Source organism: Nocardioides caricicola, from assembly GCF_039541135.1.
In the GTDB taxonomy this organism is placed as follows: domain Bacteria; phylum Actinomycetota; class Actinomycetes; order Propionibacteriales; family Nocardioidaceae; genus Nocardioides; species Nocardioides caricicola.
The window spans coordinates 95,859-121,375 of sequence record NZ_BAABFQ010000010.1; the positions used below are offsets into that span (position 1 = coordinate 95,859).

The 25,517-nt window shown below is 71.0% G+C and carries 26 protein-coding genes and 1 tRNA gene; 9 read left to right on the plus strand and 18 right to left on the minus strand.

What is annotated here, in order from left to right:
* Both ABD875_RS21340 and pdxT read right to left on the minus strand, forming a co-directional pair.
* Positions 1 to 780, minus strand: a complete 780-nt coding sequence (locus ABD875_RS21340) for a YebC/PmpR family DNA-binding transcriptional regulator (RefSeq protein ID WP_345182105.1) — start codon at positions 778 to 780, stop codon at positions 1 to 3.
* Between the two features lie 21 nt (positions 781 to 801).
* The gene (pdxT, locus tag ABD875_RS21345; protein WP_345182107.1) at positions 802 to 1,413 is read right to left on the minus strand and encodes a pyridoxal 5'-phosphate synthase glutaminase subunit PdxT; all 612 of its coding nucleotides are present in this window, start codon (positions 1,411 to 1,413) and stop codon (positions 802 to 804) included.
* 43 nt (positions 1,414 to 1,456) lie between these two features.
* Here pdxT and ABD875_RS21350 point away from each other — a divergent pair, with 43 nt between their 5' ends.
* The gene (locus ABD875_RS21350; RefSeq protein ID WP_345182109.1) at positions 1,457 to 2,596 is read left to right on the plus strand and encodes a serine hydrolase domain-containing protein; all 1,140 of its coding nucleotides are present in this window, start codon (positions 1,457 to 1,459) and stop codon (positions 2,594 to 2,596) included.
* Positions 2,597 to 2,608: 12 nt separating this feature from the next.
* Here the strand turns inward: ABD875_RS21350 and ABD875_RS21355 are convergent, their stop codons facing one another.
* The 10 genes from ABD875_RS21355 to ABD875_RS21400 form a co-directional block, all read right to left on the minus strand.
* Complete coding sequence (locus ABD875_RS21355) at positions 2,609 to 4,171, minus strand: signal peptidase I (protein WP_345182111.1); 1,563 nt, start codon at positions 4,169 to 4,171, stop codon at positions 2,609 to 2,611.
* Between the two features lie 26 nt (positions 4,172 to 4,197).
* On the minus strand, positions 4,198 to 4,824 hold the full coding sequence (locus ABD875_RS21360) for a TasA family protein (protein WP_345182113.1): 627 nt from the start codon (positions 4,822 to 4,824) through the stop codon (positions 4,198 to 4,200).
* A gap of 7 nt (positions 4,825 to 4,831) precedes the next feature.
* Entirely contained in the window at positions 4,832 to 5,359 is a 528-nt protein-coding gene (locus tag ABD875_RS21365) for a signal peptidase I (RefSeq protein WP_345182115.1), read from the minus strand.
* Between the two features lie 91 nt (positions 5,360 to 5,450).
* The gene (locus ABD875_RS21370) at positions 5,451 to 6,026 is read right to left on the minus strand and encodes an alternate-type signal peptide domain-containing protein (RefSeq protein ID WP_345182117.1); all 576 of its coding nucleotides are present in this window, start codon (positions 6,024 to 6,026) and stop codon (positions 5,451 to 5,453) included.
* Positions 6,027 to 6,270: 244 nt separating this feature from the next.
* Entirely contained in the window at positions 6,271 to 7,182 is a 912-nt protein-coding gene (gene pdxS, locus ABD875_RS21375; RefSeq protein ID WP_345182120.1) for a pyridoxal 5'-phosphate synthase lyase subunit PdxS, read from the minus strand.
* A gap of 3 nt (positions 7,183 to 7,185) precedes the next feature.
* Positions 7,186 to 7,806 (minus strand): phosphatidylinositol phosphate synthase, encoded by a 621-nt coding sequence (gene pgsA / locus ABD875_RS21380; protein WP_345182122.1) that lies wholly within the window; start codon positions 7,804 to 7,806, stop codon positions 7,186 to 7,188.
* 19 nt (positions 7,807 to 7,825) lie between these two features.
* The gene (locus tag ABD875_RS21385) at positions 7,826 to 9,013 is read right to left on the minus strand and encodes an ROK family transcriptional regulator (protein ID WP_345182124.1); all 1,188 of its coding nucleotides are present in this window, start codon (positions 9,011 to 9,013) and stop codon (positions 7,826 to 7,828) included.
* A gap of 4 nt (positions 9,014 to 9,017) precedes the next feature.
* A complete protein-coding gene (locus ABD875_RS21390; protein ID WP_345182127.1) occupies positions 9,018 to 10,265 on the minus strand; it encodes a sugar ABC transporter permease in 1,248 nt (415 codons plus the stop codon).
* A complete protein-coding gene (locus ABD875_RS21395) occupies positions 10,265 to 11,080 on the minus strand; it encodes an ATP-binding cassette domain-containing protein (protein ID WP_345182129.1) in 816 nt (271 codons plus the stop codon). Before ABD875_RS21395 ends, ABD875_RS21390 begins: the two co-directional genes overlap by 1 nt.
* A gap of 113 nt (positions 11,081 to 11,193) precedes the next feature.
* On the minus strand, positions 11,194 to 12,330 hold the full coding sequence (locus ABD875_RS21400; RefSeq protein ID WP_345182131.1) for a sugar ABC transporter substrate-binding protein: 1,137 nt from the start codon (positions 12,328 to 12,330) through the stop codon (positions 11,194 to 11,196).
* A 198-nt stretch (positions 12,331 to 12,528) separates the two neighbouring features.
* Between ABD875_RS21400 and xylA the strand changes: the two genes are divergently transcribed.
* The 4 genes from xylA (at position 12,529) to ABD875_RS21420 (ending at position 16,890) form a co-directional block, all read left to right on the plus strand.
* A complete protein-coding gene (gene xylA / locus ABD875_RS21405) occupies positions 12,529 to 13,695 on the plus strand; it encodes a xylose isomerase (protein ID WP_345182133.1) in 1,167 nt (388 codons plus the stop codon).
* 156 nt (positions 13,696 to 13,851) lie between these two features.
* Entirely contained in the window at positions 13,852 to 13,986 is a 135-nt protein-coding gene (locus tag ABD875_RS21410; protein ID WP_345182135.1) for a hypothetical protein, read from the plus strand.
* Complete coding sequence (locus ABD875_RS21415) at positions 13,983 to 15,131, plus strand: N(5)-(carboxyethyl)ornithine synthase (protein ID WP_345182138.1); 1,149 nt, start codon at positions 13,983 to 13,985, stop codon at positions 15,129 to 15,131. Before ABD875_RS21410 ends, ABD875_RS21415 begins: the two co-directional genes overlap by 4 nt.
* Positions 15,132 to 15,204: 73 nt before the next feature.
* A complete protein-coding gene (locus ABD875_RS21420) occupies positions 15,205 to 16,890 on the plus strand; it encodes a SpoIIE family protein phosphatase (RefSeq protein ID WP_345182140.1) in 1,686 nt (561 codons plus the stop codon).
* Here ABD875_RS21420 and ABD875_RS21425 read toward each other — a convergent pair.
* Together ABD875_RS21425 and ABD875_RS21430 are read right to left on the minus strand one after the other, a co-directional pair.
* Entirely contained in the window at positions 16,862 to 17,632 is a 771-nt protein-coding gene (locus tag ABD875_RS21425; protein ID WP_345182142.1) for an inositol monophosphatase family protein, read from the minus strand. The genes ABD875_RS21420 and ABD875_RS21425 overlap by 29 nt on opposite strands.
* A complete protein-coding gene (locus ABD875_RS21430) occupies positions 17,629 to 18,150 on the minus strand; it encodes an HIT family protein (protein ID WP_345182144.1) in 522 nt (173 codons plus the stop codon). Before ABD875_RS21430 ends, ABD875_RS21425 begins: the two co-directional genes overlap by 4 nt.
* Before the next feature lie 23 nt (positions 18,151 to 18,173).
* Here ABD875_RS21430 and ABD875_RS21435 point away from each other — a divergent pair, with 23 nt between their 5' ends.
* On the plus strand, positions 18,174 to 18,647 hold the full coding sequence (locus tag ABD875_RS21435; protein WP_345182146.1) for a GNAT family N-acetyltransferase: 474 nt from the start codon (positions 18,174 to 18,176) through the stop codon (positions 18,645 to 18,647).
* On the opposite strand, the gene thrS is transcribed toward ABD875_RS21435, so the two are convergent.
* Positions 18,644 to 20,629, minus strand: a complete 1,986-nt coding sequence (gene thrS, locus ABD875_RS21440) for a threonine--tRNA ligase (RefSeq protein WP_345182148.1) — start codon at positions 20,627 to 20,629, stop codon at positions 18,644 to 18,646. The genes ABD875_RS21435 and thrS overlap by 4 nt on opposite strands.
* Positions 20,630 to 20,807: 178 nt before the next feature.
* On the opposite strand from thrS, the gene ABD875_RS21445 reads away from it, so the two are divergent.
* Both ABD875_RS21445 and ABD875_RS21450 read left to right on the plus strand, forming a co-directional pair.
* A complete protein-coding gene (locus ABD875_RS21445; RefSeq protein WP_345182150.1) occupies positions 20,808 to 21,356 on the plus strand; it encodes a GNAT family N-acetyltransferase in 549 nt (182 codons plus the stop codon).
* Positions 21,349 to 23,184 (plus strand): AMP-dependent synthetase/ligase, encoded by a 1,836-nt coding sequence (locus tag ABD875_RS21450; protein ID WP_345182152.1) that lies wholly within the window; start codon positions 21,349 to 21,351, stop codon positions 23,182 to 23,184. Before ABD875_RS21445 ends, ABD875_RS21450 begins: the two co-directional genes overlap by 8 nt.
* Before the next feature lie 19 nt (positions 23,185 to 23,203).
* Here the strand turns inward: ABD875_RS21450 and ABD875_RS21455 are convergent, their stop codons facing one another.
* Together ABD875_RS21455 and ABD875_RS21460 are read right to left on the minus strand one after the other, a co-directional pair.
* Positions 23,204 to 23,899 carry an NADPH-dependent F420 reductase gene (locus tag ABD875_RS21455; RefSeq protein WP_345182154.1) on the minus strand — a complete coding sequence of 232 codons (696 nt, stop codon included), beginning with the start codon at positions 23,897 to 23,899 and terminating at the stop codon, positions 23,204 to 23,206.
* A gap of 205 nt (positions 23,900 to 24,104) precedes the next feature.
* A tRNA-Val gene (locus ABD875_RS21460) sits at positions 24,105 to 24,176 on the minus strand.
* 93 nt (positions 24,177 to 24,269) lie between these two features.
* On the opposite strand from ABD875_RS21460, the gene ABD875_RS21465 reads away from it, so the two are divergent.
* On the plus strand, positions 24,270 to 24,701 hold the full coding sequence (locus ABD875_RS21465; protein ID WP_345182156.1) for an SsgA family sporulation/cell division regulator: 432 nt from the start codon (positions 24,270 to 24,272) through the stop codon (positions 24,699 to 24,701).
* Here ABD875_RS21465 and ABD875_RS21470 read toward each other — a convergent pair.
* Positions 24,687 to 25,508 (minus strand): aminotransferase class IV, encoded by an 822-nt coding sequence (locus ABD875_RS21470; RefSeq protein WP_345182158.1) that lies wholly within the window; start codon positions 25,506 to 25,508, stop codon positions 24,687 to 24,689. The genes ABD875_RS21465 and ABD875_RS21470 overlap by 15 nt on opposite strands.
* Positions 25,509 to 25,517 lie beyond the last annotated feature (9 nt).

Below are 25,517 nucleotides of genomic sequence, written 5' to 3' on the forward strand. Positions count from 1 at the left end.
TCAGGCGTCGATCGACTCGAGGACGTCGTCGGGGATGTCGGCGTTGCTGTAGACGTTCTGCACGTCGTCGCAGTCGTCGACGGCGTCGACCAGGCGGAAGACCTTGCCGGCGACGTCGACCTCGGTCACCGGGATGTCCATGGTGGCGACGAACTGGACCTCGGCGGACTCGTAGTCGATGCCGGCGGCCTGCAGCGCGGTGCGTACGGCGACCACGTCGCCCGCCTCCGACTGGATCTCGAAACCGTCACCGAGGTCGTTGACCTCCTCGGCGCCGGCGTCGAGCGTCGCCTCGAGGACGTCGTCCTCGGAGACCTCCCAGGGCTCGCCGCCCTTCTCCTGCTTCTTGTCCACGACCACGACGCCCTTGCGGGTGAACAGCCGGGAGACCGAGCCGGGGTCGGCCATGGTGCCGCCGTTGCGCGTGACGGCCGTGCGGACCTCCATCGCGGCGCGGTTGCGGTTGTCGGTCAGGCACTCGACGAGCAGCGCAACGCCCGACGGACCGTAGACCTCGTACATGATCGTCTCGTAGTTGACCCCGCCGCCGTCGAGGCCGCCGCCGCGCTTGACCGCGGAGTCGATGTTCTTGTTCGGCACCGACTGCTTCTTCGCCTTCTGGATGGCGTCGTACAGCGTCGGGTTGCCGGCCGGGTCGGGGCCGCCCATCTTCGCCGCGATCTCGATGTTCTTGATCAGCTTGGCGAACAGCTTGCCGCGCTTGGCGTCGATCGCGGCCTTCTTGTGCTTCGTGGTCGCCCACTTGGAGTGGCCAGACATGCGTCCCTCTTCTACTCAGCGCTACTTGGGCCCGGCGACCAGGTCCACGAACAGGCGGTGGACCCGGGCGTCGCCACCCACCTCGGGATGGAACGACGTCGCCATCAGCGAACCCTGACGGACCGCGACGATCCTACCTGCGGCCTCGCCGTGCTCGACACGAGCGAGGACCTCGACGCCTGATCCCACCGACTCGACCCACGGCGCGCGGATGAAGATCGCGTGCACCGGCTCGTGCAGCCCGGCGAAGTGGACGTCGTCCTCGAAGGAGTCGACCTGCCGCCCGAAGGCGTTGCGCCGGACCGTGATGTCCAGGCCGCCGATCGTCTCCTGGTCGTCGGTGCCGTCCTCGATCCGGTCGGCGAGCATGATCATCCCGGCGCAGGTGCCGAACGTCGGCATGCCCTCCTTGACCCGCTGCCGGACCGGCTCGAACAGGTCGAAGGTCCGGGCGAGCTTGGCCATCGTCGTGGACTCGCCGCCGGGGATCACCAGACCGTCGCACGCGTCCAGCTCGGAGGTACGGCGCACCCGCACGGTCGACACCCCGAGCGACTCGAGCGTGCGGACGTGCTCGCGCACGTCGCCCTGGACGGCGAGGACGCCGATGGTCCTCCGGGTCGTCGTGGTCACGACCGTTCATCCTAGGGACCGCCGCGGACTTATCCTCATCGGCATGAGAGCAGCACTCCTCGCCGCGGGCGTGAGCCTGCTGCTCGCCGTGCCGACGGCCTCGCCGGCCCAGACGGCCCACACGGCCCACACGGCCCCGACGGCCCAGACGGCGGGGCCCGCGCGCGTCGACGGCTGGCCGACGACCACGGCCGTAGAGGCCGGGTTCCGGCCGGCGCGCCTGGACGCGATCGCCGCCGACGCGAGGGCTGAGGACAGCACCTGCCTCGCCGTGGTCCGCGGCGGCCGGCTGGTCCGGGACTGGAACTGGGGCACGCCGCGCACCACCCCGCGCGAGGTCTTCTCGATCACCAAGTCGATCACCAGCGCGCTGGTCGGCATCGCGGTGCGCGACGGCGACCTGGCGCTCGACGATCCCGTCGCCGACCACGTCCCCTCCTGGGCGGGCACCGACTCCGCGACGGTCACCGTCCGGAACCTGCTCAGCAACGACAGCGGTCGGTTCTGGTCACTCGACTCCGACTACAACCAGATGACGCACGCGCCCGACCGCACGGCGTACGCCGTCGGGCTGAGCCAGCAGTACCCGGTGGGGACGGCCTGGGCGTACAACAACGCCGCGATCCAGGTCCTCGACGCGGTGCTCCGCAGTGCGACCGGGGTCCCGACCCACGAGTTCGCCGCGGACCGGCTCTTCCGGCCGCTCGGCATGACCCACACGCGGATGACCACGAACGCCGGCGGCACGGCGACGAACGTCTACTTCGGCGCCAACACCACCTGCCTCGACCTCGCCCGCTTCGCCCAGCTCTACCTGCATCGCGGCAAGGTCGGCGGGAAGCGGATCCTCGACCGGGCGTATGTCGACGCGTCCACCGGACGGTCGTCGACCACGTTGAACGCCGCGTACGGCTACCTGTGGTGGCTCAACCGGTACGGCGTGGTGCGCGGCTCGACGGACCCGGTCGACGAGCACGGCCAGCCCGTGGTCGAGCACGTCGGACAGCTGGTCCCCGGCGCGGCGCGTTCGCTCTTCTCGGCCATCGGCCTCGGCGGCCAGATCGCGATGGTCGACCGCGCGTCCGGGACGATCGTCGTCCGGCTCGGGACGGGCCAGATCGCCGCTCCCACGACGTACGGCCTGCGCGACGCCGCCCGGGTGGTCACCGAGGCCCTGCGCTGAGCCTCAGCCGCCTCAGTTGAGCGTGAACGAGACCGCGCTCGTCGTCACGTTCTGCCAGCTGTCGGTCACGGTGACGGTGAGCGTGTAGGAGCCGGTGCCGGTGTTCGGGTAGACGGTCGCGGTCGTCGCGTCCTCGTAGAACGTCAGCTGGTTGTTGTACGTCGTCGACAGCGCCGTGACCGCGGTGCAGCTGACGACCCACGAGGTGCCGTTGAAGCAGCGGATGGTCCCGCCCTGGTCGCGCCGGAGGACGTAGGTGACGGTCGAGATCGTCGAGGCGTCCTCGATCGTCCCGCAGAACCCGATGTCGGCCGTGCAGCCGGTGGCGCCGCTGATGAACGCCCGCTGGGCGGTGGGCGTGCGGGTCGCCCCGTCGGGGGCGCGGATCGCGACCACGGCCGGCGTGGCGTCGCCGCAGACCGGCTGCGCCGCGGCGGTGGAGCCGGTCCGGAACTTCCAGCTCGTCGTCGGCCCGGTCCAGCTCGCGGTGGTCGCGAGCCGCGGCGCGGCCGTGACGGTCACGATCTTGTTCTGGTTCGCGGTCGTGCTCGGGTTGTAGCGGACCCGCAGCTCCCAAGTGGTGCCGAGGTCGACGGCGTTCGAGGTCGCGCCGGTCAGGTTGGTCGAGGCGGTGTACGCCAGCCGGGGAAGCGACGCGACGTTGTCGGGCCAGGTGAGGTTCACGCCGCGCGAGGTGTTCGTCCCCGGCGTGAGCACGGTGCAGGTGTTCCCGTTCGGGGCCGGCACGGTGTACGCCGTCTGCGTGGTGCCCGAGGCGGTCGCCGGGTCGACGAACGCCGCGAGCGTGGACTCCGCCGAGCCCGCGACCCAGCCGCCGGCGACGACCGTGGCCGCCGTGATCGGCAACGCGAGCGCCGGACGCCGGGAGCGCGTCCGCCGGACCTCGGCCTTGCGGTGGCCGCCGCCGGTGCGCCGGGCGGGCACGAGTGACCGCGCGAGCACGAGGACGGGCGAACGGTGGCTGCGCCGGCGCGGGCCGCCGAGCCGGTGCCGGCCGACGAGAGCCGGGGCCACCGGGGTGGCCGCGAGCACCGGGACGGTCGCCCGGTGCCTGCCCGGCTGCGGAGCGCCGGCCCTCCGACGCGCCGGGGCCGGTGCCGGACGGCGCACCAGCACCGACAGCAGGACGGCGGCGTACAGGCCGAGCGAGAAGAGCCCGACCGGGCTGGCCAGCCAGGAGAGGACGTAGCCGACCTCGGGAACGGAGAACAGCACGACGTCGGCGCCGGCCACGCGGTACGGCGTGGCGTCCACCACCTCGTTCGCGTCGCCCTTGAGCAGCAGCGTCGCGGATCCGTCGTCGTGCTGGACCTCGACGATGCGGTGCGTGACCCGCTGCCCCGCCGGCGTCGGCACCGAGACGATGTCCCCGGTGCTGAGGTCGGCAGCCGGGACGTGGCGGGCGATCGCGAGCGCGCCCGTGTCGATCGCGGGGCTCATCGAGCCGGACAGGAACACCAGCGGACGCACCCCGAAGGCGAACCCGGCCAGCATGACCGCGATGCACAGCACCCCGGCGACGGCGCCCACGGTGAGGGCCACCTGCTTCGCCACGGTCGTGAGGCGTCTCGGGCGCTTCCTCATGCGAGGTCCGAGGTCGCGTTGAACGTGAACACGACGTCCGTCGTCGCGCCCTGGAGCGTGGTCGAGGCGGCGGCGTCGAGGGTGATCTGGACGCACAGCGTCTCGCTGGCGCCGGCCGCCAGCATCCGCGCCGTGGACAGCAGGGAGCCGTTCAGCGTGGTCTGCGAGCCGGTCAGCGCGGTGCCCCCGCAGGTCATCGCGGGCGACGACCCGGTCGCGGTGGCCGCTCCAGTGACCTTGACGACGAGGCTGCCGCGCAGGTTCTTGCCGTCGGTGTTGGTCGCGGTGGTGACCGCGGTGTACTTCAGCGGCGCGGTGCCGTTGTTCCTGATGGTGAGCACGCCGGCCATCGAGTTGCCGGGCACCATCGTGGAGATGTTGAGCGAGGTGTAGCCGGTGACCGTGTCGAGGTTGTTGACCCTGAGGTCGATGGTCCCTGCGGTGAACTTCGCGCCGCTCACCGCGACGGCGTCGGACCAGTAGGCGAACGTGCCCGTGACGAACGCGGAGAGCACCACCCCCAGGCCGAGCGCGGCCCGGACGCGGGCGGACGCCAGCCCCCGCCGCAGCCGTGGCTGTGGCGGGCGGCGACGCTGACCGCGTCGAGAACCCGTGCTCGTCATGGTGCTCCTAGGCCTTCCTCCGGCCTCCGCCGGTGGTCGGGACAGTCCGGTGGCGCCGGTCGCGCCAGGCGCTGCCGAACTGGGTCAGCGCGTAACCGATGAGGCCGACCGCCGCGGCGCCGACGATGACGCGGCGCTGCTGCTGGGTGACGATCGCCGTGACGTGCCCGAGCATCGGGACGCCGTACCAGAGGCGGCCGCGCAGCTGCGCGGGCCGGACCCACAGCCGGTCGGCCGCGGGGTTGGCGTCGCCCTGGGTCTGCCACCGCATCTGGCCCTCGCCGTCGTACCCGACCGCCACGACCCGGTGGGTCACCACGGTGGGGTCGCCCGAGCGGAGCTGGTAGGTGATGACGTCACCGACCTTGACCGCGCTGGCGTCGGCCGGCTGGACGGCGATCATGGTGCCCGGGGGCAGGTGTGGTCGCATCGACCCCGTCTCGATGACGTACGTCGCGGCGCCGGCCAGCCGGGGCACGACGAGCGACGCCATCAGCATCGCCCCGATCGCGAACATCACGAACCAGGACAACACCTTCCCCAGCCAGGACAGGAGGCCGCGCCGACGGCGCGGATCCCCGCCCTGGACGGGGGCTTCGATCTCGGGGGCGAGAGCGACCAACGGACTACGCGTTGTCGTGGGTCTGCGTGGCGGTCACGACGATGTCCTCGAGGATCGCCTCGAGCGCCGGACCGGCGAGCGGGCTGTTCGAGTCGTTGTCGGTGCCCGTTCCGTACGGGAAGTCCACGCTGATCGCGGCCTGGATCGTGTACACGCCGGCGGTGGTGATCGCGGCGTACGGCTGCCCGTTGACGGTGAAGGCCACGCTCGGGACCAGCTCGTCGGTCAGGCCGCTGGCGGAGCCGGCCCCCCACTGAGCGGTGTCGAAGGCCAACGTGGCGCCGATGTGGCTGCCCACGAGGCTCAGCGTGATGTTGCAGACCTTCGTGAGCGTGTCACCGGGGACGACCTGGTCGGCCGCGGGGTTGAACGCCGCGTTCGTGCCGTCGAACTGCCAGCCGTGCGTCCCGGCGACGACGTCGTCGGAGCAGTCCGGGGCGGTCATGTCGAGCGTGCCCGAGCTGATGGAGTCGCCGGTGACGGTCGAGTCACCGGTCCAGTACGCGAGCGAGCCGGCGCCGCCGAGCAGCAGCGAGCCACCGGCAACAGCGGCGAGCGCGCCCTTGGTGGTCTTCTTCATGACAATTCCTTCGAGTTCTCAATTGGGGGGAAGGCCCACGTGAAAGGGCCAATTGGGAGAACTCGTCGGCTGCCGGAGCGCAAACCGAAGGAAATTGCCAGCCGCCGCGCCGGAATTCCGCCCGATTGCGCGGCATTCAGGCGGAATTGGACGGAATTGGACGAGACGTCTAGACCGATATCGGGCGGCTAGTCACGCTCCCGCGAAAGGCCGCCGCGATATCGAGGGGGTGTTGCCGAACGGGTCACCAGCCCCGCTCGGAGAGGCGGTGCGGCTGCGCGATCTCGTCGACGTTGATGCCGACCATCGCCTCGCCCAGGCCGCGCGAGACCTTCGCGACCACGTCAGGATCGTCGTAGAACGTGGTCGCCTTGACGATCGCCTCGGCGCGCTGTGCGGGATTTCCGGACTTGAAGATTCCGGAACCCACGAACACGCCCTCGGCACCCAGCTGCATCATCATTGCCGCGTCCGCCGGGGTCGCAATTCCGCCCGCGGTGAACAGCACGACCGGGAGCTTGCCGTTCTCGGCGACCTCCTTGACCAGGTCGTACGGCGCCTGCAGCTCCTTGGCGGCGACGTACAGCTCGTCCTCCTCGAGCGCGCCGAGGCGGCGGATCTCGCGGCGGATGGTGCGCATGTGGGTGACGGCGTTCGACACGTCTCCGGTGCCGGCCTCGCCCTTGGAGCGGATCATCGCCGCACCCTCGGTGATGCGGCGCAGCGCCTCGCCCAGGTTGGTCGCGCCGCACACGAACGGGACCGTGAAGGCCCACTTGTCGATGTGGTTGGCGTAGTCGGCCGGGGTCAGCACCTCGGACTCGTCGATGTAGTCCACCCCGAGCGACTGCAAGACCTGCGCCTCGGCGAAGTGCCCGATCCGGGCCTTGGCCATCACCGGGATCGAGACCGCCTCGATGATCCCGTCGATCATGTCCGGGTCGCTCATCCGCGACACGCCGCCCTGGGCCCGGATGTCCGCGGGCACCCGCTCGAGGGCCATCACCGCGACCGCCCCGGCGTCCTCGGCGATCTTCGCCTGCTCGGCGTTGACGACGTCCATGATCACGCCGCCCTTCAACATCTCCGCCATGCCCCGCTTGACGCGGGTGGTGCCGGTGCTGGTGGGGGTGCTCTCAGGGCTGCTGTGCGACATGGTTCAGATCGTAGTCCGGGCCTCGGCCAGGGCCTGCTGCCGGACCACCCAAACCCGCTGTCCGACGGTGATCGTGGAGGCGATGGCGAGCGCCCAGAGGGTGATGTAGAGCAGCCAGGGCAGGTCGAGCAGGTCGCTGAAGAACGTCATCACGAGGATCGCGACCAGCCGGTCGGCGCGCTCGGCGATGCCGACCTTCACGTTGAATCCGAGCGTCTCACCGCGGGAGCGGGCGTACGACGTCACCCCGCCCATCAGCAGGCACACCAGGCAGAGCACCAGGTAGAGCTTGCTCGGCTCCTCCCAGGCGAAGTACAGCGAGAGGCCGATGAAGATGGCGCCGTCGCCGATCCGGTCGAGCGTGGAGTCCCAGAACGCGCCGAACTTGCTCACCCGGCCGCTGGTGCGGGCCATGTGGCCGTCCAGCAGGTCGCTGAACACGAACGCGGTGATCACGAGCACGCCGATCCACAGCTCCCCCTGCGGGAAGAACACGAGGGCGCCCGCGGAGACGCCGAGGGTGCCCACGAGCGTGACCGCGTCGGGGCTGACCCCCATCCGCAGCAGCAGGTTCGCGATCGGCGAGAGGATCTTGGTCCAGAAGGCGCGGAATCGTTCAAGCATGGCGGCAGCAGAGTACCGGTCAGCCCGCCTGCGGGACGGCCTGCGGGTGCTCCAGGACGGGCGCGAACGCGAGCTCGGCGGCTCCGATCAGGGGCGAGTCGCCGCCGAGACCGGCCGAGCGGATCACCACGTCGTCGCGCGGGGACACCATCGGGCCGCTGTCGATCGCCGCGTCCACCCGGTCCTCGGCCGCCCGCCAGACCTGCGCGAGAGTGCCGCCGAGCACCACGATCTCGGGGTTGAAGAGGTTCACGATCGCCCGGATGCCCACGCCGCACCACTCGGCGACGTCGATCACCGCCGCCTCCGCGCGGGCCTCCCCCGCCTTGGCGGCCGAGATCACCTCGGCGACCGCCGGCGGACCGCCTCCGGCCAGCCTCCCGGCGTGCCGGAGCAGCACGTTCTCACCGACCTTGGTCTCCCAGCAGCCCACGGCGCCGCACCGGCAGACCGGCCCGGAGCTGTCGACGGGCATGTGGCCGACCTCGCCGGCGTACCCGCTCGCGCCGCCCAGCGGCCGGCCCCCGAGCAGGAAGCCGCCACCGATACCGACGCTGGCGTTGAGGTAGGCGACGTCGGAGTAGCCGACCGCCGCCCCGCGCAGGTGCTCGGCCAGAACGCCGAGGTTGGCGTCGTTCCCGGTCACGACCGGCCGTCCGAGCCGCTGCGCAAGGAGGTCCGTGAACGGTTCGTCGACCCACCCGAGGTTCGGGGCGAACCGCACCACCCCGTCGCTGGCGCGGACCGCCCCCGGCACCGCGACGCCGATGCCCAGGCACCGGACGCCGGGAGCGGCGCCGAGCACGTCCTCGACCATCTGGGCCACGGCGTCGACCACGTGGGCGACGTCGTGCTCCCCGCGCTGGTGGCCGCGGGTACGCCGGTCGAGGACCTCGCCGCCGAGGCCCACCAGGGCCACGGCGATCCGGTCGACGCCGACGTCCGCGGCCACCACCACGTTGTCCTCCCGGGGGACCACGAGGTGGGACGGGCGCCCGGAGCGCCCGCCCACCGCCGCGGCCTCCTCGGAGACCAGCGCCAGGCTCTGCAGCTCACCGGTGAGGGCACCGATGGTGCTCCGGTTCAGGCCGAGCTGCTTGGTGAGCACCGCGCGCGTGGTCGGCCCGTGCGTGTGCACCGTCTGGAGGATGGCGCGCAGGTTCGCGCGCCGGAGCTCCTCGGTGCCGACGCCGGTCGGGGTGGGCATGTGGCTATGCCCGTCCCGATGCCGCGGCTCGGCGGCGGCTGATCGCGTCGACCGAGGCGGCCAGCAGCAGCACACCACCGGTGACCATGTAGACCACGCTCGACGGCTGGTCGAGCAGCACCATGCCGTTGCCGATCACGGCGACCACGAGACCGCCGATCACCGCGTCGGTGATCCGGCCCTTGCCCCCGAAGAGGCTGGTGCCGCCGATCACCGCAGCGCCGACGGCGAGCAGCAGGGTGTCGCTGCCGCCGGTGTTCGGCGAGACCGAGTTCGTCCGGCTCGCGGCCAGGAACCCGGCCAGCGCGGCGATGGTCGAGCACATCATGAAGCACGTGATCTTCACCCAGGCCACGTTGATGCCGGAGCGTCGGGCCGCCTCGGCGTTCCCGCCGATCGCGTACACGTGCTTGCCCCACGAGGTCCGCGCGAGCACGTAGCCGAGCACGACGACGAGGATCACGAGGATCACGACGACGTTGGGCACGCCCTTGAGCGACTTCAGCGCCGGGTTGGGGCTCCGCTCGCGCGACAGGTAGCCGACGACCGCGACGACCGCGACCGCGAAGGCGCCGGACTTGATGACCCACAGCAGCATCGGCTCGGCCACCAGGCCTCGCGCCCGGCGACCACGGATCCGCAGCAGCGTCGACAGCGCGTAGCCGAGGATGACCAGGACGCCCAGCGTCCAGCCGGCCCAGATCGGCATCGAACCGTTGTTGAGGTTGACCACGAACTCGTTGCGCAGGCCGATCGTGCCGCCCTCGCCGATGATCTGCAGCATCACGCCCTGGAGTGCCAGGAACAGCGCCAGGGTGACCACGAACGACGGGATGCCGATGCGCGCCACCATCTGGCCGATGCAGAACCCGATGAACGTCCCGGTCAGGATGCCGATGGCGAGCGACGGGACCAGCGGCCAGCCGTGCTCGGTGAGGGTGAGGCCGAGCATCGCGGCGGACACGCCGCCGGTGAAGCCGGCCGACAGGTCGATCTCGCCGAGGAGCAGCACGAAGATCAGGCCCATCGCGAGCACCATGACGGCGGCCGACTGGCCGATCAGGTTGGCGAAGTTCAGCTCGCTCGTGAACGTCTCGGGCCGCAGCACCGAGAACACGATGACCAGCGCGACCAGGCCGAGGACGGCGGGCAGCGACCCGACGTCGCCTCCGCGGAGCTTGTCGAGGTAGTCGCGGCCGATGGAGCCGACGGTCGGCTTCTCCTCGACCACGGCGGGAGCAGGTGCGCTCATCAGATCTCTCCGTTGCTGGGCGCGGCGCTGGAGCCGCGCTTCTCGGACGTGCCGGTCGTGATCAGCTCGACCACCTCGCCGCGGGTCACCTCGTCCTTGCGGACCTGCGCGACCATCTGGCCGAGGTAGAGCACGGCGATGTCGTCGGCGACCTCGAAGACGTCGTTGAGGTTGTGGCTGATCAGGACGACACCGAGCCCGCGGTCGGCGAGGCGGCGCACCAGCAGGAGGACCTGCTCGGTCTGCGCGACACCGAGGGCGGCGGTCGGCTCGTCCAGGATGACGACCTTCGAGTTCCACAGCACCGCGCGGGCGATCGCCACCGTCTGCCGCTGGCCGCCCGAGAGCGAGGCGACGGGCGTGCGGACGGACTTGAGGGTGCGCACGGAGAGCCCGTCCAGGGTCTCCCGGGCGCGCAGCTCCATGGTGGTGTCGTCCAGGCGCGCCGACGAGCCGAGCTCGCGGCCCAGGAACATGTTGTCGACCACGTCGAGGTTGTCGCAGAGCGCGAGGTCCTGGTAGACGACCTCGATCCCGAGGTGGTTCGCGTCCTTCGGGCCGTGCACCTTCACGGGCTGGCCGTCGAAGGAGTAGTCGCCCTCGTCGAAGGCGTGGATGCCGGCGATGCCCTTGATCAGGGTGCTCTTGCCGGCGCCGTTGTCGCCGACCAGCGCGGTCACGTGACCGGGTCGGACGTCGAAGTCGACGCCGCGCAGCACGTGCACGGCGCCGAAGCTCTTCTGGATTCCCCGCAGGCTCAGCAGCGGCTGGTCCGAGGCCACCGCTACTTCCTGCTCGAGGGCTGGGACGGACACAGGGTTCTCCTCGCCGAGTGGTGGGCGCCTGCGTGTTGGGCGCCCGGTTTCCGAAAGGACTCGGGGGCCCGTCCCGGCCGGGACGGACCCCCGAGCAGTGCTGCTGGATGTGCTTACTGGACGCCGTACTCCGTGCACGCGTCGGCGAACTCGTCGACGCAGATGTCGGCCGCGTTGGCGAAGCCGTCGTCGATGACCGACTGGACGGTGTCAGCGGTCACCCAGACCGGGGTGGCCAGGACCGACGGGACCATGGTGCCGAGCTCGGTGTCCTCGACCTCGCCGGTCACGAGCGAAGCCGTGTCGTCGCCGTTGATGAGCGCGATCGCCAGGTCGGACGCCGCCTTGGCCTCCAGGTCGGTGTTCTTGTAGACCGTGCCGCACTGGTAGCCGGCGAGGACGTTCTGCAGACCCTCGGTGGAGGCGTCCTGACCGGTGACCGGGACGGTGCCGGCGGTGCCGTTGTCCTTCATGCGGGCGATGATGCCGCCGGCCATCGTGTCGTTGGCCGAGACGACGCCGTCGATCTTGCCGTCGTTCTGGGTGTACATCTGCTCGTAGGCGTCACCCGCGACGGTGGCGTCCCACTCACCGGTCTGGTCACCGACCAGGGTGTAGTCACCCGAGTCGATCTTCTCGGCGAGGGCCTCCTCGTAGCCCTGCTTGAAGAGCGAGGCGTTGTTGTCGGTCGGCGCGCCGTTGACGTAGACGATGTTCGCCTTCGTCTTGCCGGCGGCGTCGAGGCAGTCGATCAGACCGGTGCCCATCAGGCCGCCGACCGCGACGTTGTCGAACGACACGTAGAACGACGCGCCGCCACCCGGGGTGAGGCGGTCGTAGTCGATGCTCTGGACGCCGGCTTCCGCGGCCTTGTTCAGACACGCCGCGCCGGACTCGGGGTCCAGGTTGACGATCATCAGGACCGTGACGCCCTCGTTGATCATGCTGTCGCAGATCGTGCCGAACTTGGCGACGTCGCCACCGGCGTTGTCGATGATCGAGTCCACGCCGGCCTCGTCGAACGCGGCCTCGAGGCTCGGACGGTCGTTGTTCTCCCAGCGCGGCGAGGAGACCTCGTCCGGCAGGATGACCCCGACCTTGCCCGCGCTCTCGTTGCCGCCGTCGCCGCCGTCGCCGCCGCCCTCGCTGTCGCTGCCGCACGCCGTCAGCGCGCCGAAAGCGAGCACGCCCGCCGCGACCAGGGACGCGTACCGCGCACCCTTGTTCCTGACCATTCCCTCGACCTCCATGGCTTGGACCGATGTGGTTCGTCATTTCGAAACCGACCGAGACTTCTTGTGACGGCCATCACCGGATATGTTGTGGCGGACAACATACTCAGGCCGCCGGAGCGCGGCAAGATGTTACGAACGCGTGTTTTGTTGCACGTTCCAACCAAGCGCAACCCCGCCTGAGCGTGACCAAATCGTGATGAGATCGAGGACCCGATGAGCGCCGACGACCGCTACTCCCCCACCCGTGACGACCGCTTCTCCTTCGGCCTCTGGACCGTCGGCTGGCAGGGCGTCGACGTCTTCGGCGGTGCCGTCCGCCCGGTGCTCGATCCGGCGGAGGCGATCCACCGGCTCAGCGACCTCGGCGCCTACGGCATCACGTTCCACGACAACGACGTCTTCCCGTTCGACGCCTCCCCGGCCGAGAAGGAGCAGCACCTCGCGCCGTTCCGCAAGGCGCTCGAGGAGACCGGCCTGGTGGTCCCGATGGTGACCACCAACCTCTTCTCGCACCCCGTCTTCCGCGACGGCGGCTTCACGAACAACGACCGCGACGTACGCCGCTTCGCGATCCGCAAGGCCGCCGAGCAGATCGACCTGGCCGCCGAGCTGGGCGCGAAGATCTTCGTGGCCTGGGGCGGCCGCGAGGGCGCCGAGTCGGGCGCCGCGAAGGACGTCAAGGCTGCGCTGTCGCGCTACAAGGAGGCGTTCGACGTGCTCGGCGCCTACTCCGAGGAGCAGGGCTACGGGCTGCGCTTCGCGATCGAGCCGAAGCCCAACGAGCCGCGCGGCGACATCCTGCTGCCGACCGTCGGGCACGCGCTGGCGTTCATCAACGAGCTCGAGCGGCCCGACCTGGTCGGCCTCAACCCGGAGGTCGGTCACGAGGAGATGGCCTCGCTCAACTACGCCCACGGCCTCGCCCAGGCGCTCTGGCATGGCAAGCTGTTCCACATCGACCTCAACGGCCAGACCGGGCCGCGCTACGACCAGGACCTCCGCTTCGGCGCCGGCAACGCGCGCGGCGCGTTCTGGACCGTCGACATCGTCGAGAACGGCGGCTACGAGGGCCCGCGGCACTTCGACTACAAGCCGCCGCGCACCGAGGACATGGACGGCGTGTGGGAGTCCGCGCGCGCCTGCATGCGCAACTACCTGATCCTGCGGGACAAGGTCCGCGCGTTCCGCGCCGACCCCGAGGTCCAGGAGGCCCTGACGGCCGCGCGGGTCGACCAGCTCGCCGTACCGTCGCTGGCGGCCGGCGAGACGGTCGCCGACCTGCGCGCCGAGTCGTTCGACCCTGACGCCGCCGCTGAGCGCGGCATGGGCTTCGAGCGGCTCGACCAGCTCGCGCTGGAGCACCTCTACGGCGTGCGCTGACGGCCAGTCCCTGACGTTCCGGTCGCCAGGAGGGGTCATACCCGACCGGAACGTCAGGGACTGACCACCCGATCCGCGGCCCGGCGGCACCCGGGCCGAGATGCGCGTACTGTCGGAGGACGGAGCCGTCCAGGCTTCCTCTCAGAGAGATCCCGCATGAGCGACAAGTCGCCGCGCCAGAGCATGTCCAAGAAGACCGGCAAGTCCATCAAGGAGAAGCGGGCCGAGAAGCGGGAGAAGGGGCACGTCGACAGCCTCGCCGACAAGATCCACCCGCCGAAGAAGAAGTGACGTCCCTGGGCCGGGGTCTGGGCGTCATCGGGACCTCCGCCAAGGAGAACGAGCACCGGCTCCCGCTGCACCCCGAGCACCTGCCCCAGCTCGACGCCGACCTCCGCGCGCGGATCACGCTCGAGCACGGGTACGGCGAGCGCTTCGGTGTCTCCGACGCCGCCCTCGCCGAGCACGTCGCGGGCTTCGCCAGCCGGGCCGAGATCCTCGCGACCTCCGACGTCGTGCTGCTGCCGAAGCCGCAGCACGAGGACGTTGCCGCGCTGAGTCCCGGCCAGGTGCTCTGGGGCTGGCCGCACTGCGTCCAGGACGCCGAGCTCACGCAGCTGGCGATCGACCGGCGGCTGACCCTCATCGCGTTCGAGTCGATGAACCACTGGACCCGCGCCGGCACCGTCGGGCTCCACGTGTTCCACAAGAACAACGAGCTCGCCGGCTACTGCTCGGTCATCCACGCCCTCCAGCTCGCCGGGATCACCGGCGACTACGGACGACGGCTGACCGCGATCGTGATCGGGTTCGGTGCCACCGCGCGAGGGGCGGTCACCGCCCTCAACGCCCTCGGGGTCCACGAGGTGGCGGTGCTGACCAACCGCGAGGTGGCCGCGGTCGGGTCGCCGATCCACTCGGTCCGGATCCGTCAGTTCGACCACGACCCCGACGGCGAGCACCTGAGCCACGTCATCACCGAGCGCGGCCGCGAGCCCCTCGCGGGGTACCTCGCCGAGAACGACATCATCGTCAACTGCACCCTGCAGGACACCGCCGCGCCGCTCACCTACCTCCAGACGACGGACCTGGCCGCGTTCCGACCGGGCAGCGTGATCGTCGACGTCTCGTGCGACCTCGGCATGGGCTTCGAGTGGGCCCGGCCGACGACGTTCGACCAGCCCACCTTCGAGGTCGGCGACCACGTGCTCTACTACGCGGTCGACCACAGCCCGTCGTACCTCTGGAACTCCGCGACCTGGGAGAACAGCCTCGCGCTGATCCCGTTCATCCGTCCCGTGCTCGAGGGGCCGGAGGGGTGGGACGCGGTCGAGACGCTGCGCAACGCGATCGAGATCCGCGACGGCCGGGTCGTCAACCCGGCGATCCTCGCCTTCCAGGGTCGGGCCACGGAGGCGCCGCACGCCCGGGTGTGACCAGGTGCGCCAAACGCGCACCTGGCGGCCTCCCGGCCGACATACTGGGCCATCGCGACCGGGAGGAGCCAGCGTGGAGCGGCACGTCGATGAGCGGCAGCTGCTCGACGCCCTCAGCCTCGCGGTGCTGGCCACCGACGCGTCCAGCCTCGTGACGTTCGCCAACGACGCGGCCGCCGACCTGTTCCGGACGAGTACGACGGAGCTGCTCGGCCGGCGGGTGGGCAGCCTGATCGAGCCGGACCAGGCGGCCGCCGAGCACGCGCTGCTCGACGTGCTCGACGGCCACCGCTGGCACGGCGAGCTCACGATCCGCCGTGACGGTGACCACCCGGTGGTCGCCGCGGTCGCGGTCACCCCGGTCCCCGGCCCGGGTGGCGTCGTCGCCGGCTCGATCATCGCGCTCGAGGACGTCACCGAGGCCCGGCGCACCGCGGCAGAGGCCGCGGCGAGCGAGCAGCGGCTGCGGCTGGCGCACGCCGCGGCCGAGCTGGGGACCTGGCACTGGAACGCCGCGGACGGCTCCAACGTCTGGGACGCCCAGATGCACCACATCTACGGCCTCCCGCTGGGTGGCTTCGACGGCACGTGGGAGGCGTGGGTCGACAGCATCCACCCCGACGACCGCGAGGAGACCATCGAGATCGTCATGGCGGCCATGGAGGCGCGTTCGACCTACGTCCTGCGCAACCGGATCCTGCGCCCCGACGGCCGGCCCTGCTGGATCGAGGCGCACGGCAAGGTGCTCGTCGGCCCCGACGGCGCTCCGGCCGGCACCATCGGCTGCGTCCAGGACGTGACCGAACGGATCCAGATGCAGCAGCTCCAGGAGGATGCCGCGGCCCGGGCGCTGCTGCTGCAGGAGGTGACGGCCGACTTCTCGCGGGCGCACACGCCCGACCAGGTCGCCGCCGTGCACGACGCGAGCCTCGAGCGGGTCCGCGCGATCGTCGGCGCCGGCCAGGCGCTGACCGAGGCGGACGAGCAGCTGCTCGACACGCTCGCGCTCCAGCGCTCGATCGCCGACGAGCGCGCCGAGCTGTTCCGGCACACCACCGCCATCTCGGAGGAGCTGCAGCACAGCCTGGCCGCGAGCCCCCTGCCGGAGCTCGACCGGTTCGAGATCGAGGCGTACTACGCCCCCGGCGGCGCCGACCTGGAGCACGTGGGCGGCGACTGGTACGACGCGGTCGCCACCTGGGGTGGCGGGCTGGCGCTGGTCGTCGGGGACGTGATGGGGCGCGGGGTCAGCGCGGCGACCGCCATGATCCACGTGCGCGCCGGCATCCGTGGGCTGCTGACCGTCGAGCCGGACCCGGCCGCGCTGTTCGAGGCCGCCGACGAGCTGATCGCGCGCGATGCTCCGGAGCAGTTCGTGACGGCCGCCGCGGTCCTCATCGACCCCGACGGCCGCACACTCACCGTCTGCAACGCCGGCCACGTGCCTCTCGTGCTGGTGCGGCCCGACGGCACCGCGGAGCTCGTCGAGGTCGGCTCGTCGGGGCCGCTGGGCGTGCTGACCCGGCTGCACCGCGAGGCCGAGCACTTCACGCTCGAGCCCGGCACGGTGGTCGTCCTGGTCACCGACGGGGTCGTCGAGTCCCGCGACCACGACATCGACGAGGGCATCGAGCGCCTGCGCCGCCGCCTGGCCGAGCTCGCCGGACGGCCGCTTGCGGAGCTGGTCGCCGCGGCCGCCGCCCTGGCCGACGACCGGCACAGCGACGACGTCACGGTCGTCGCCACACGCCTTCGGTGAGCGCGGCGCACACCTCGTCGACAGCCGTGGGTGCGCCCGCGACGTACCACTCGACGCCGGCGGCGCGGACCCGCCGGGTTACTCCCCCGGCGCCGCAGATGATCGCGGCGCCCGGCAGCGCGTCCCAGGGCGGCACGGAGTGCTGGCAGATGACGTGCAGGCGCCCCTCGGCGACGGCGGTCGCGTCCATGGAGCCCGAGCCCAGCATCCGCATGGTGGCCGCGCGCCCGGCCATCCGGTCGAACGCCTCGCCGACCTCGTGGTCGAGGAACGGCGGGTGCAGGTAGGTCGCCAGGCAGGACTCCGCCAGCGGGCGGTCGGCGATCGGCTCGAGCGGGACGCCGTTCACCGTGCTCGCCAGGCCGGGTCCGCCCACGAAGGTGCGCCCGGACGCGGGGTGGTGGATCGCGCCGAGCAGGAGCTCGTCGCCGTCGGTCAGCGCGATCGCCGAGCACCACCAGTCCAGCCCGGCGAGGAAGTTGTAGGTGCCGTCGACCGGGTCGATCACCCAGATCCGACCGGTGCTGCCGCGATGGTCGGCGCCCTCCTCCCCGAGCACGCCGTCGTCGGGGCGCTCGGTCGCGAGCGTCTCGATGACCTGGCGCTCCGCGGCGTGGTCGGCCGCGGTGACCACGTCCGAGACCGACGTCTTCGTCTGTGCCTCCAGGCCCCCTGCGCGCATCCGGTCGGCGAGGGTCCCGGCCTCGCGGACCAGGCGTGCGGCGAGCTCGGCGTCGCTCACGACCAGGCCTCGGCGAGCAGCTGCCGGGTGTCGGACAGCAGCTGCGGGAGCGTCTTGGTGCCGGACAGCACCGTGATGAAGTTCGCGTCGCCCGACCAGCGGGGCACCACGTGCTGGTGCAGGTGCTGCGAGAGCGAGCCGCCGGCCACGCCGCCCAGGTTGATCCCGATGTTGAACGCGTGCGGCCCGCTGACCTGCCGGATCACGCGCACGGCCTGCTGCGTCATCGTCATCAGCTCCGCGGCCTCCTCGGTCGTGAGGTCCTCGATCTCGGCGACGTGCCGGAGCGGGAGCACCATCAGGTGGCCCGGGTTGTACGGGTGCAGGTTGAGCACCGCGAAGCACGTCTCGCCCCGGTGCACGACCAGGCTGTCCTCGGGCGCCAGGTGCTCCATCGTGCAGAACGGGCAGCCGTCGCCGACGGGCTGGGCCGGGGCGACGTACGCCATCCGGTGTGGTGTCCAGAGACGGTCGAACCCCTCGAAACCGTCGCGCTCCTGTCCCACGGGGTCGCTCATGGCATCACCCTAAAGTGAGGGCCATGACGCTGCGTCCGGCACGCCCCGAGGACATGGCCACCGTCGCCGAGATCTGGCACCGCGCGTGGCACGTCGCCCACCCCGGGCACGTCCCCGACGGCCTGACCGCGGGCCGCACGCTCGAGGCGTTCCGCGAGCGGACGCCCTCGCGCGTGGCCGACACGACGGTCGCCGAGGTGGACGGGCGCGTGGTCGGCTTCACGATGGTGGACGGCGACGAGCTCGAGCAGCTGTTCGTCGACCCCGACCTGCACGGCGGCGGGATCGCGGCGCCGCTGCTCGCCGCCGGCGAGCGCCGGATCGCTGCAGCCGGGCACGAGGTCGCCTGGCTCGCCGTCGTCGTCGGCAACGCCCGGGCGCGACGGTTCTACGAGAAGCAGGGCTGGTACGACGCCGGCGACCTGCCCTACGAGGTCACCGCGGGCGGCACGACGTACATCTCGCCGTGCCGCCGCTACGAGAAGCGGTTGACCTAGACCTGCTCGCGCGACGCCACGGCGTCGAGGACCCGCGTGATCGCCTCGTCGATCGGCACGCCGTTGTCCTGGCGGCCGTCGCGGTAGCGGAACGAGACGGCGTTCGCCGCCACGTCGTCCGCGCCGGCGATCATCATGAACGGGACCTTCTGCAGCTGCGCGTTGCGGATCTTCTTCTGCATGCGGTCGTCGGAGTCGTCGACCTCGACGCGGATCCCCTTGGTGCGCATCTGCTTGGCGACGTCGTGCAGGTAGTCCGAGAACGTGTCGGCGACCGGGATCGCCTGCACCTGGACCGGGGCGAGCCACGGAGGGAACGCGCCGGCGTAGTGCTCGACGAGCACGCCGAAGAACCGCTCCAGCGATCCGAACTTCGCGGAGTGGATCATCACCGGCTGCTGCCGCGAGCCGTCGGCGGCGGTGTAGTGCAGGTCGAAGCCCTTGGGCTGGTTGAAGTCGTACTGGATCGTCGACATCTGCCAGGTCCGGCCGATCGCGTCACGCGCCTGGACCGAGATCTTCGGGCCGTAGAACGCCGCGCCACCCGGGTCGGCGACCAGCTGGAGGCCCGACGCCACCGCGACGTCCTCGAGCACCTTGGTCGCGGTCGCCCAGTCCTCGTCGCTGCCGACGAACTTGTCGGGCTTGGAGTCGTCGCGGGTCGAGAGCTCGAGGTAGAAGTCGTCGATCCCGAAGTCGCGCAGCAGCCCGAGCACGAAGTCGAGCAGGTGCTTGATCTCCGCCGGGGCCTGCTCGGGGGTGACGTAGGAGTGGGAGTCGTCCTGGGTCAGGCCACGCACGCGGGTGAGGCCGTGGACGACCCCGGACTTCTCGTAGCGGTACACCGAGCCGAACTCGAAGAGCCGCAGCGGCAGCTCACGGTAGGACCGCCCGCGCGACCTGAAGATCAGGTTGTGCATCGGGCAGTTCATCGCCTTGAGGTAGTAGTTCGCGCCCTCGAACTCCATCGGCGGGAACATGGTGTCGGCGTAGTACGGCAGGTGCCCGGAGGTGTGGAACAGGCCCTCCTTGGTGATGTGGGGGGTGCCGACGTACTGGAAGCCCTCCTCGATGTGGCGCTGGCGGACGTAGTCCTCCATCTCGCGCTTGATCACACCGCCCTTGGGGTGGAAGACCGCCAGGCCGGAGCCGATCTCGTCGGGGAAGCTGAACAGGTCGAGCTCGCGGCCGAGCTTGCGGTGGTCGCGGCGCTCGGCCTCCTCGATCCGGTGCAGGTGCTCCTCGAGCGCCTCCTTCGACTCCCAGGCGGTGCCGTAGATGCGCTGGAGCTGCTTGTTCTTCTCGTCGCCGCGCCAGTACGCCGCCGCGGAGCGCATCAGCTTGAACGCCGGGATCCGCTTCGTGGTCGGCAGGTGCGGGCCGCGGCACAGGTCGCTCCAGGCGACCGCGCCGTCGCGGCGGACGTTGTCGTAGATCGTCAGCTCGCCGGCGCCGACCTCGACGCTCGCGCCCTCGGTGCTGTCGGCGCCCGAGCCGCCCTTGAGGCCGATCAGCTCGATCTTGTACGGCTCGTCCTTGAGCTCGTTGATCGCGTCGGCGTCGCTGGTGACCCGGCGCTCGAAGCGCTGGCCCTCCTTGATGATCTTCCGCATCGCGGTCTCGATCTTCGCGAGGTCCTCGGGCACGAACGGGGTCTCGACGTCGAAGTCGTAGTAGAAGCCGTTCTCGACCGGCGGGCCGATGCCGAGCTTGGCGTCCGGGAACAGCTGCTGCACGGCCTGCGCCATCACGTGCGCGGTCGAGTGCCGCAGGATGTCGCGACCGTCCGAGCTGTCGATCGCGACCCCCTCGACCACCTCACCGTCGGCCAGCACGTAGGACAGGTCCTTCAGCTCGCCGTTCACGCGCGCGGCGATCACCGCGGTGTCGTCGGCGAAGAGCTCCCAGGCCTTGGTGCCCGTCGTGACCGTCCGGTCCTCACGCGCGTCGGCGTGGGCGAGGACGATCTTCAAGTCGGACACGTTGGCTCCTTGGGTACGGCGTACGGACCCAGCGATCGTATCGGTGGGTCGCCGCGAGCCGCGCGGCGGTTTCTCCGGCGCTCCGCCGCCGAAGGTTGGAAGTCCTGGCCGATTCGGGACCATTGCCGCTGCCGCGGCGGGGTCCGCTGGACGAGGTTGGCCGCATGGGAGAAGCGGCGTGATCGCCGAGGCCGTCCTCGCCGACGGCACCGGCGCGCTCATCTGGCCCCTGAACCACGGGGACCGGGCAGCCCTGCGCGAGGGCTATGAACATCTCTCCGAGTCCGCGCGCTACCACCGGTTCCTCGCCTGGGTCCCGCATCTCAACGGCGCCCTGCTCGACCAGCTCGTCGACGGCGTCGACGGCGTCGACCACGTGGCGCTGGCACTGGTGGTCCTCGACGACGAGCACGACGGCGAGCCTGTGGGCGTCGCGCGGATGATCAGGTACGAGGACCAGCCGAACGCCGCCGACGTGGCTGTCACCGTCCTCGACGAGTGGCAGGGCCGCGGCGTCGCGACCGCCCTGCTGGACGAGCTGATGCGACAACGACCGGCCGGGGTCACCCGCGTGGTCACCACGGTCGCCTCCGACAACGCGGCCTCGCTGGCGATGCTGCGTCGGCTCGGCGAGATCACCGTGACTCCCGCCGGGATCAACCGGGTCGACGTCGTCGTCGACCTGCCCATCCCCGCCGCCACCGAAGTGGAGAACTCTGATGCCTGAGACCGCGCCTGACCCGCTCGTCCGACTTCCGGGTCAGGCGGTGTCGGTCCCCCGGATGTTCCTCGACCGGGTCGCTGCCACGCCGGATTCCGAGGCGTTCCGCTTCCCCGTCGGCCAGCACTGGAAGTCGATCAGCTGGCGCGAGACCAGCGATGTCGTGCGTGCCCTGGCCGCCGGCCTGCTCTCCCTCGGCATCCGCTCCGAGGAGCGGGTCGCGATCGTGAGCGGCACTCGTGTCGAGTGGCTGTACGCCGACCTCGCGGTCGCGTGCGCCGGCGCGGCGACCACCACGGTCTATCCGTCGACCCAGCCAGAGGACGTCGGCTTCATCCTGGCCGACAGCGGATCCCGGATCGCCTTCGTGGAGGACGACACCCAGGTGGAGAAGCTGCGCACCCAGCGCGGCGCGCTGCTCGCGCTCGACCGGGTGATCACCTTCGACGGGACCCCCGACGGCGACTGGGTGCTGGGGCTCGACGACCTACGAGACCTCGGGAACACGTATCTGGCCGACCACCCGGACGCAGTAGACCTGGCCGTGGACGCCGTACGGCCCGAAGACCTCGCCACGCTCATCTACACCTCGGGCACGACCGGTCGGCCCAAGGGAGTCGAGCTGCCGCACCGCTGCTGGACCTACATCGGCGTTGCCGCCGAAGCACTGGATCTCGTGCACCAGGACGACCTGCAGTACCTGTGGCTTCCGCTCTCGCACTCGTTCGGCAAGATGCTGCAGGCCGTTCAGCTCCAGGTCGGCTTCCCGACCGCGGTCGACGGCCGGATGGACCGGATCGTGCCCAACCTCGCCGAGATCCGGCCCACGTTCATGGCCGGGCCACCGCGGATCTTCGAGAAGGTGCACGCGAAGGTCGTGCAGAGCGTCGAGGAGGAGGGTGGCGTCAAGGGCGCGCTCTTCGGTTGGGCCTTCGGCGTCGGCAACCGGGTGGCGCAGGCGCGCGCGTCCGGCGACCCCGTGGGCCTCCTCACCCGGACGCAGCACCGCTTGGCCGACCGCCTCGTCCTGGCCAAGGTCCGGGACCGGCTCGGCGGCCGGATCCGGTTCCTGATCTCCGGGAGCGCGCCGCTCTCCCCCGACGTGGCCGAGTGGTTCCACGCTGCCGGGATGGTGGTCATCGAGGGCTACGGGTTGACGGAGACCAGCGCCGGCGCCTGCATCGTGCGCCTGGACGACCCGAAGTTCGGCACGGTGGGGCCCCCGGTGCCCGGGACCGAGGTCAGGATCGCCGAGGACGGTGAGATCCTGCTGCGCGGGCCCAGCGTGATGCGCGGCTACCACGACCGGCCCGGCTCCACGGCCGAGGTGCTCGACGCCGCGGGCTGGCTCGCCACCGGCGACGTGGGCGAGCTCGACGAGGAGGGCCGGCTCCGGATCACGGACCGCAAGAAGGATCTCGTCAAGACGTCCGGCGGCAAGTACATCGCTCCGCAGGCGATCGAGATGCTCTTCAAGGCGGTCTGCCCTCTGGCCAGCCAGATGGTCGTGCACGCCGAGGGCCGCAACTACGCGACCGCCCTGGTCACCCTGGACCCCGACGCGCTCGCCCAGTGGGCGGCCGCGAACGACGTGACCGAGACGGACTACGCCGCGCTGGTCGCGCTGCCGGCCGTCCGCGCCTACGTCCAGGCCTCGATCGACCGGATGAACGGTCGCCTGAACCGGTGGGAGACGATCAAGGACTTCCGGATCCTGGACCGCGACCTGATGATCGAGAACGGCGAGGTCACCCCCAGCCTGAAGGTTCGCCGCAAGGTCGTGGAGGCGAGGTACCGGCCGCTACTCGACTCGATGTACGACGTCACGACCTGACGAGGGCGTGCACCGACGCTCACATGTCGCGGTAGCGCTGCGCCTTCCCCAGCTGCTCCAGCAGGAACTCCCGGCTCACCGGGCGGTGCTGCTGCGGCGGCCAGGTGCCCGGCGGGTCGGCGCTGTAGAGCTGGGCGTACGCCGGGAGGTCGCGCTGGAAGCGCCAGCCCTCCGACAGCGGACCGGCGTCGTACGCGTCGTAGCCGATGTCGTCGAGGAACGCGGCGACCGCTGCCTTCGCGTCCGCGTCGTCACCGGCGAGCGCCAGGGTGCTGCGCTCGGGGTCGCCGGCGGGCCGGGGCAGCTCGCGCAGCGCGCCGTAGTTGATGTTGTTGAAGCCCTTCACGACCTTCGACTCCGGCAGGTGCGCCTGGACCAGCTCGGAGGTGGTGGTCGACTCGTCGTCGAGCTCGGCGATCTGGCCGTCTCGCTGCGGGTAGTAGTTGCCCGTGTCGATGACGACCTTGCCGCGCAGCGGCTCGACGGGCACGTCGACGTAGTTCTTGAGCGGGATGGTCACCACCACGAGGTCGCCGGCCGCGGCCGCCTCCTCGGGGGTGCCGGCTCGCGCGTGCTCCCCGAGCTCGGCGACCAGGTCGCTCAGCGTCTCCGGTCCGCGACTGTTGCTCAGCACCACGTCGTACCCCGCCTGCACCGCGAGGTGCGCGAGCGCGCTGCCGATGTTGCCTGCCCCGATGAGTCCGATCGTTGTCATGCCAGGTCGAACCAGGCGCGACCACGCAGAATTCCGTCCGCCTGGACGACAAGAGCCGCACGCTCTTGCGTGCGGCTCTCGCATCTCGGGTGGGCGATACTGGGTTCGAACCAGCGACCTCTTCGGTGCAAACGGCAGAGCCGCGCTGCCACCACCACGAACGACAAGAGCCGCACGCTGTCGCGTGCGGCTCTCGCATCTCGGGTGGGCGATACTGGGTTCGAACCAGTGACCTCTTCGGTGTGAACGAAGCGCGCTACCACTGCGCCAATCGCCCGGGAACTGCGGTCGCAGACTCTAGCCTACGGGCTCGGTGAGATCACATTCGAGGGGTCGCGTCACGGAACGCGCACTCGTCCGTCTCCCTGTCGTGAATCAGCAGCCGAAGGCCCACACCCTGTCCCAGGAGCTCATCCTCCAGTGCCTGGACGCGCGGGGACGCAGCGTGGACCTCCCCGCCTCGTTCGGGTACGACCCCGCCGACCCGTGGGCCGTGTGCATCACGTTCCGGGGACCGAAGGACGAGGTCTGCTGGCTGGTAGCACGCGACCTGCTGGTCCAGGGGCTGACCGACCCGGCCGGCGAAGGTGACATCCAGCTGTGGCCGAGCATCGACGAGGGCGGTCGGGCCGCGGTGGTCATGGAGCTGCACTCCCCCGACGGCCACCTGGTGACCCAGCTGAGCACCCACGACCTCTACCGGTTCCTGACCCGCACCCAGGCGCTGGTGCCGTCCGGGACCGAGATCATCGACCTGGACCTGCTCGTCGACGTGCTGACCCGCCAGTCAGAGCCCCAGTAGCTCCGGCTCCCGCCGGCGCCACACGTCCTGCACCTCGGCGGTGACCGGGCCCGGGACCGGCAGCTCGCGATCGTCCCAGCGCGATACCGGCTGCACGTCGCGGGTCGTCGAGGCCAGGAACACCTCGCTGGCCCGCTCGACGACCTCGATCGGCTCGTCGACCTCGCGACCGCCGTACCACTCGAGGATCAGGGCTCGGGTGACGCCGGCCAGGCAGCCGCTGGCCAGGGTGGGCGTCCGCAGCTCGCCGTCGACGACGTAGAAGACGTTCGAGCCCGTGCCCTCGCACAGGTGACCAGCGGTGTTCGCGAAGATCGCCTCCGTGGCGCCGCGCGACTTCGCCTCGGCCAGCGCGACGACGTTCTCGGCGTACGACGTGGTCTTGAGCCCGGCCAGCGCGCCGCGCTCGTTGCGCGGCCACGGCACCGTCGCCACCGGGGTCGACGCGGGCCAGGGCTGCATCGCGTCGGCGACCACGATCAGGGTCGGGCCGGCGTCCCCGCGGCCCGATCCGAGCGGGGCAGGCCCGCCGGTGACCGTGATCCGGATCCGGCCGAGCGGCAGCGGGTGGCCGTCGAGCACCGCAGCCAGGCCACGCCGTACCTCGCCCTCGTCGACGTCCGGGAGCCCGAGGCCCTTCGCGGACCGGTGGAGCCGGGCCAGGTGGAGGTCGAGAGCGAACGGGAGGCCGTCGACGACCTTGATCGCCTCGAACACCCCGTCCCCCACCGTCAGCCCGTGGTCGGTCACCGAGACCGCCGCCGCACTCGCATCGGACAGGAGCTCACCGTTCACCCACGCACGCATGCGGTCACT

Coding starts and splice junctions, on each gene's coding strand:
- ABD875_RS21340 (WP_345182105.1), bottom strand. CDS start 780: ATGTCTGGCCACTCCAAGTGGGCGACCACGAAGCACAAGAAGGCCGCG.
- ABD875_RS21350 (WP_345182109.1), top strand. CDS start 1,457: ATGAGAGCAGCACTCCTCGCCGCGGGCGTGAGCCTGCTGCTCGCCGTG.
- ABD875_RS21360 (WP_345182113.1), bottom strand. CDS start 4,824: ATGACGAGCACGGGTTCTCGACGCGGTCAGCGTCGCCGCCCGCCACAG.
- ABD875_RS21370 (WP_345182117.1), bottom strand. CDS start 6,026: ATGAAGAAGACCACCAAGGGCGCGCTCGCCGCTGTTGCCGGTGGCTCG.
- pdxS (WP_345182120.1), bottom strand. CDS start 7,182: ATGTCGCACAGCAGCCCTGAGAGCACCCCCACCAGCACCGGCACCACC.
- pgsA (WP_345182122.1), bottom strand. CDS start 7,806: ATGCTTGAACGATTCCGCGCCTTCTGGACCAAGATCCTCTCGCCGATC.
- ABD875_RS21385 (WP_345182124.1), bottom strand. CDS start 9,013: ATGCCCACCCCGACCGGCGTCGGCACCGAGGAGCTCCGGCGCGCGAAC.
- ABD875_RS21390 (WP_345182127.1), bottom strand. CDS start 10,265: ATGAGCGCACCTGCTCCCGCCGTGGTCGAGGAGAAGCCGACCGTCGGC.
- ABD875_RS21400 (WP_345182131.1), bottom strand. CDS start 12,330: ATGGAGGTCGAGGGAATGGTCAGGAACAAGGGTGCGCGGTACGCGTCC.
- xylA (WP_345182133.1), top strand. CDS start 12,529: ATGAGCGCCGACGACCGCTACTCCCCCACCCGTGACGACCGCTTCTCC.
- ABD875_RS21410 (WP_345182135.1), top strand. CDS start 13,852: ATGAGCGACAAGTCGCCGCGCCAGAGCATGTCCAAGAAGACCGGCAAG.
- ABD875_RS21430 (WP_345182144.1), bottom strand. CDS start 18,150: ATGAGCGACCCCGTGGGACAGGAGCGCGACGGTTTCGAGGGGTTCGAC.
- ABD875_RS21435 (WP_345182146.1), top strand. CDS start 18,174: ATGACGCTGCGTCCGGCACGCCCCGAGGACATGGCCACCGTCGCCGAG.
- ABD875_RS21450 (WP_345182152.1), top strand. CDS start 21,349: ATGCCTGAGACCGCGCCTGACCCGCTCGTCCGACTTCCGGGTCAGGCG.
- ABD875_RS21455 (WP_345182154.1), bottom strand. CDS start 23,899: ATGACAACGATCGGACTCATCGGGGCAGGCAACATCGGCAGCGCGCTC.
- ABD875_RS21470 (WP_345182158.1), bottom strand. CDS start 25,508: ATGCGTGCGTGGGTGAACGGTGAGCTCCTGTCCGATGCGAGTGCGGCG.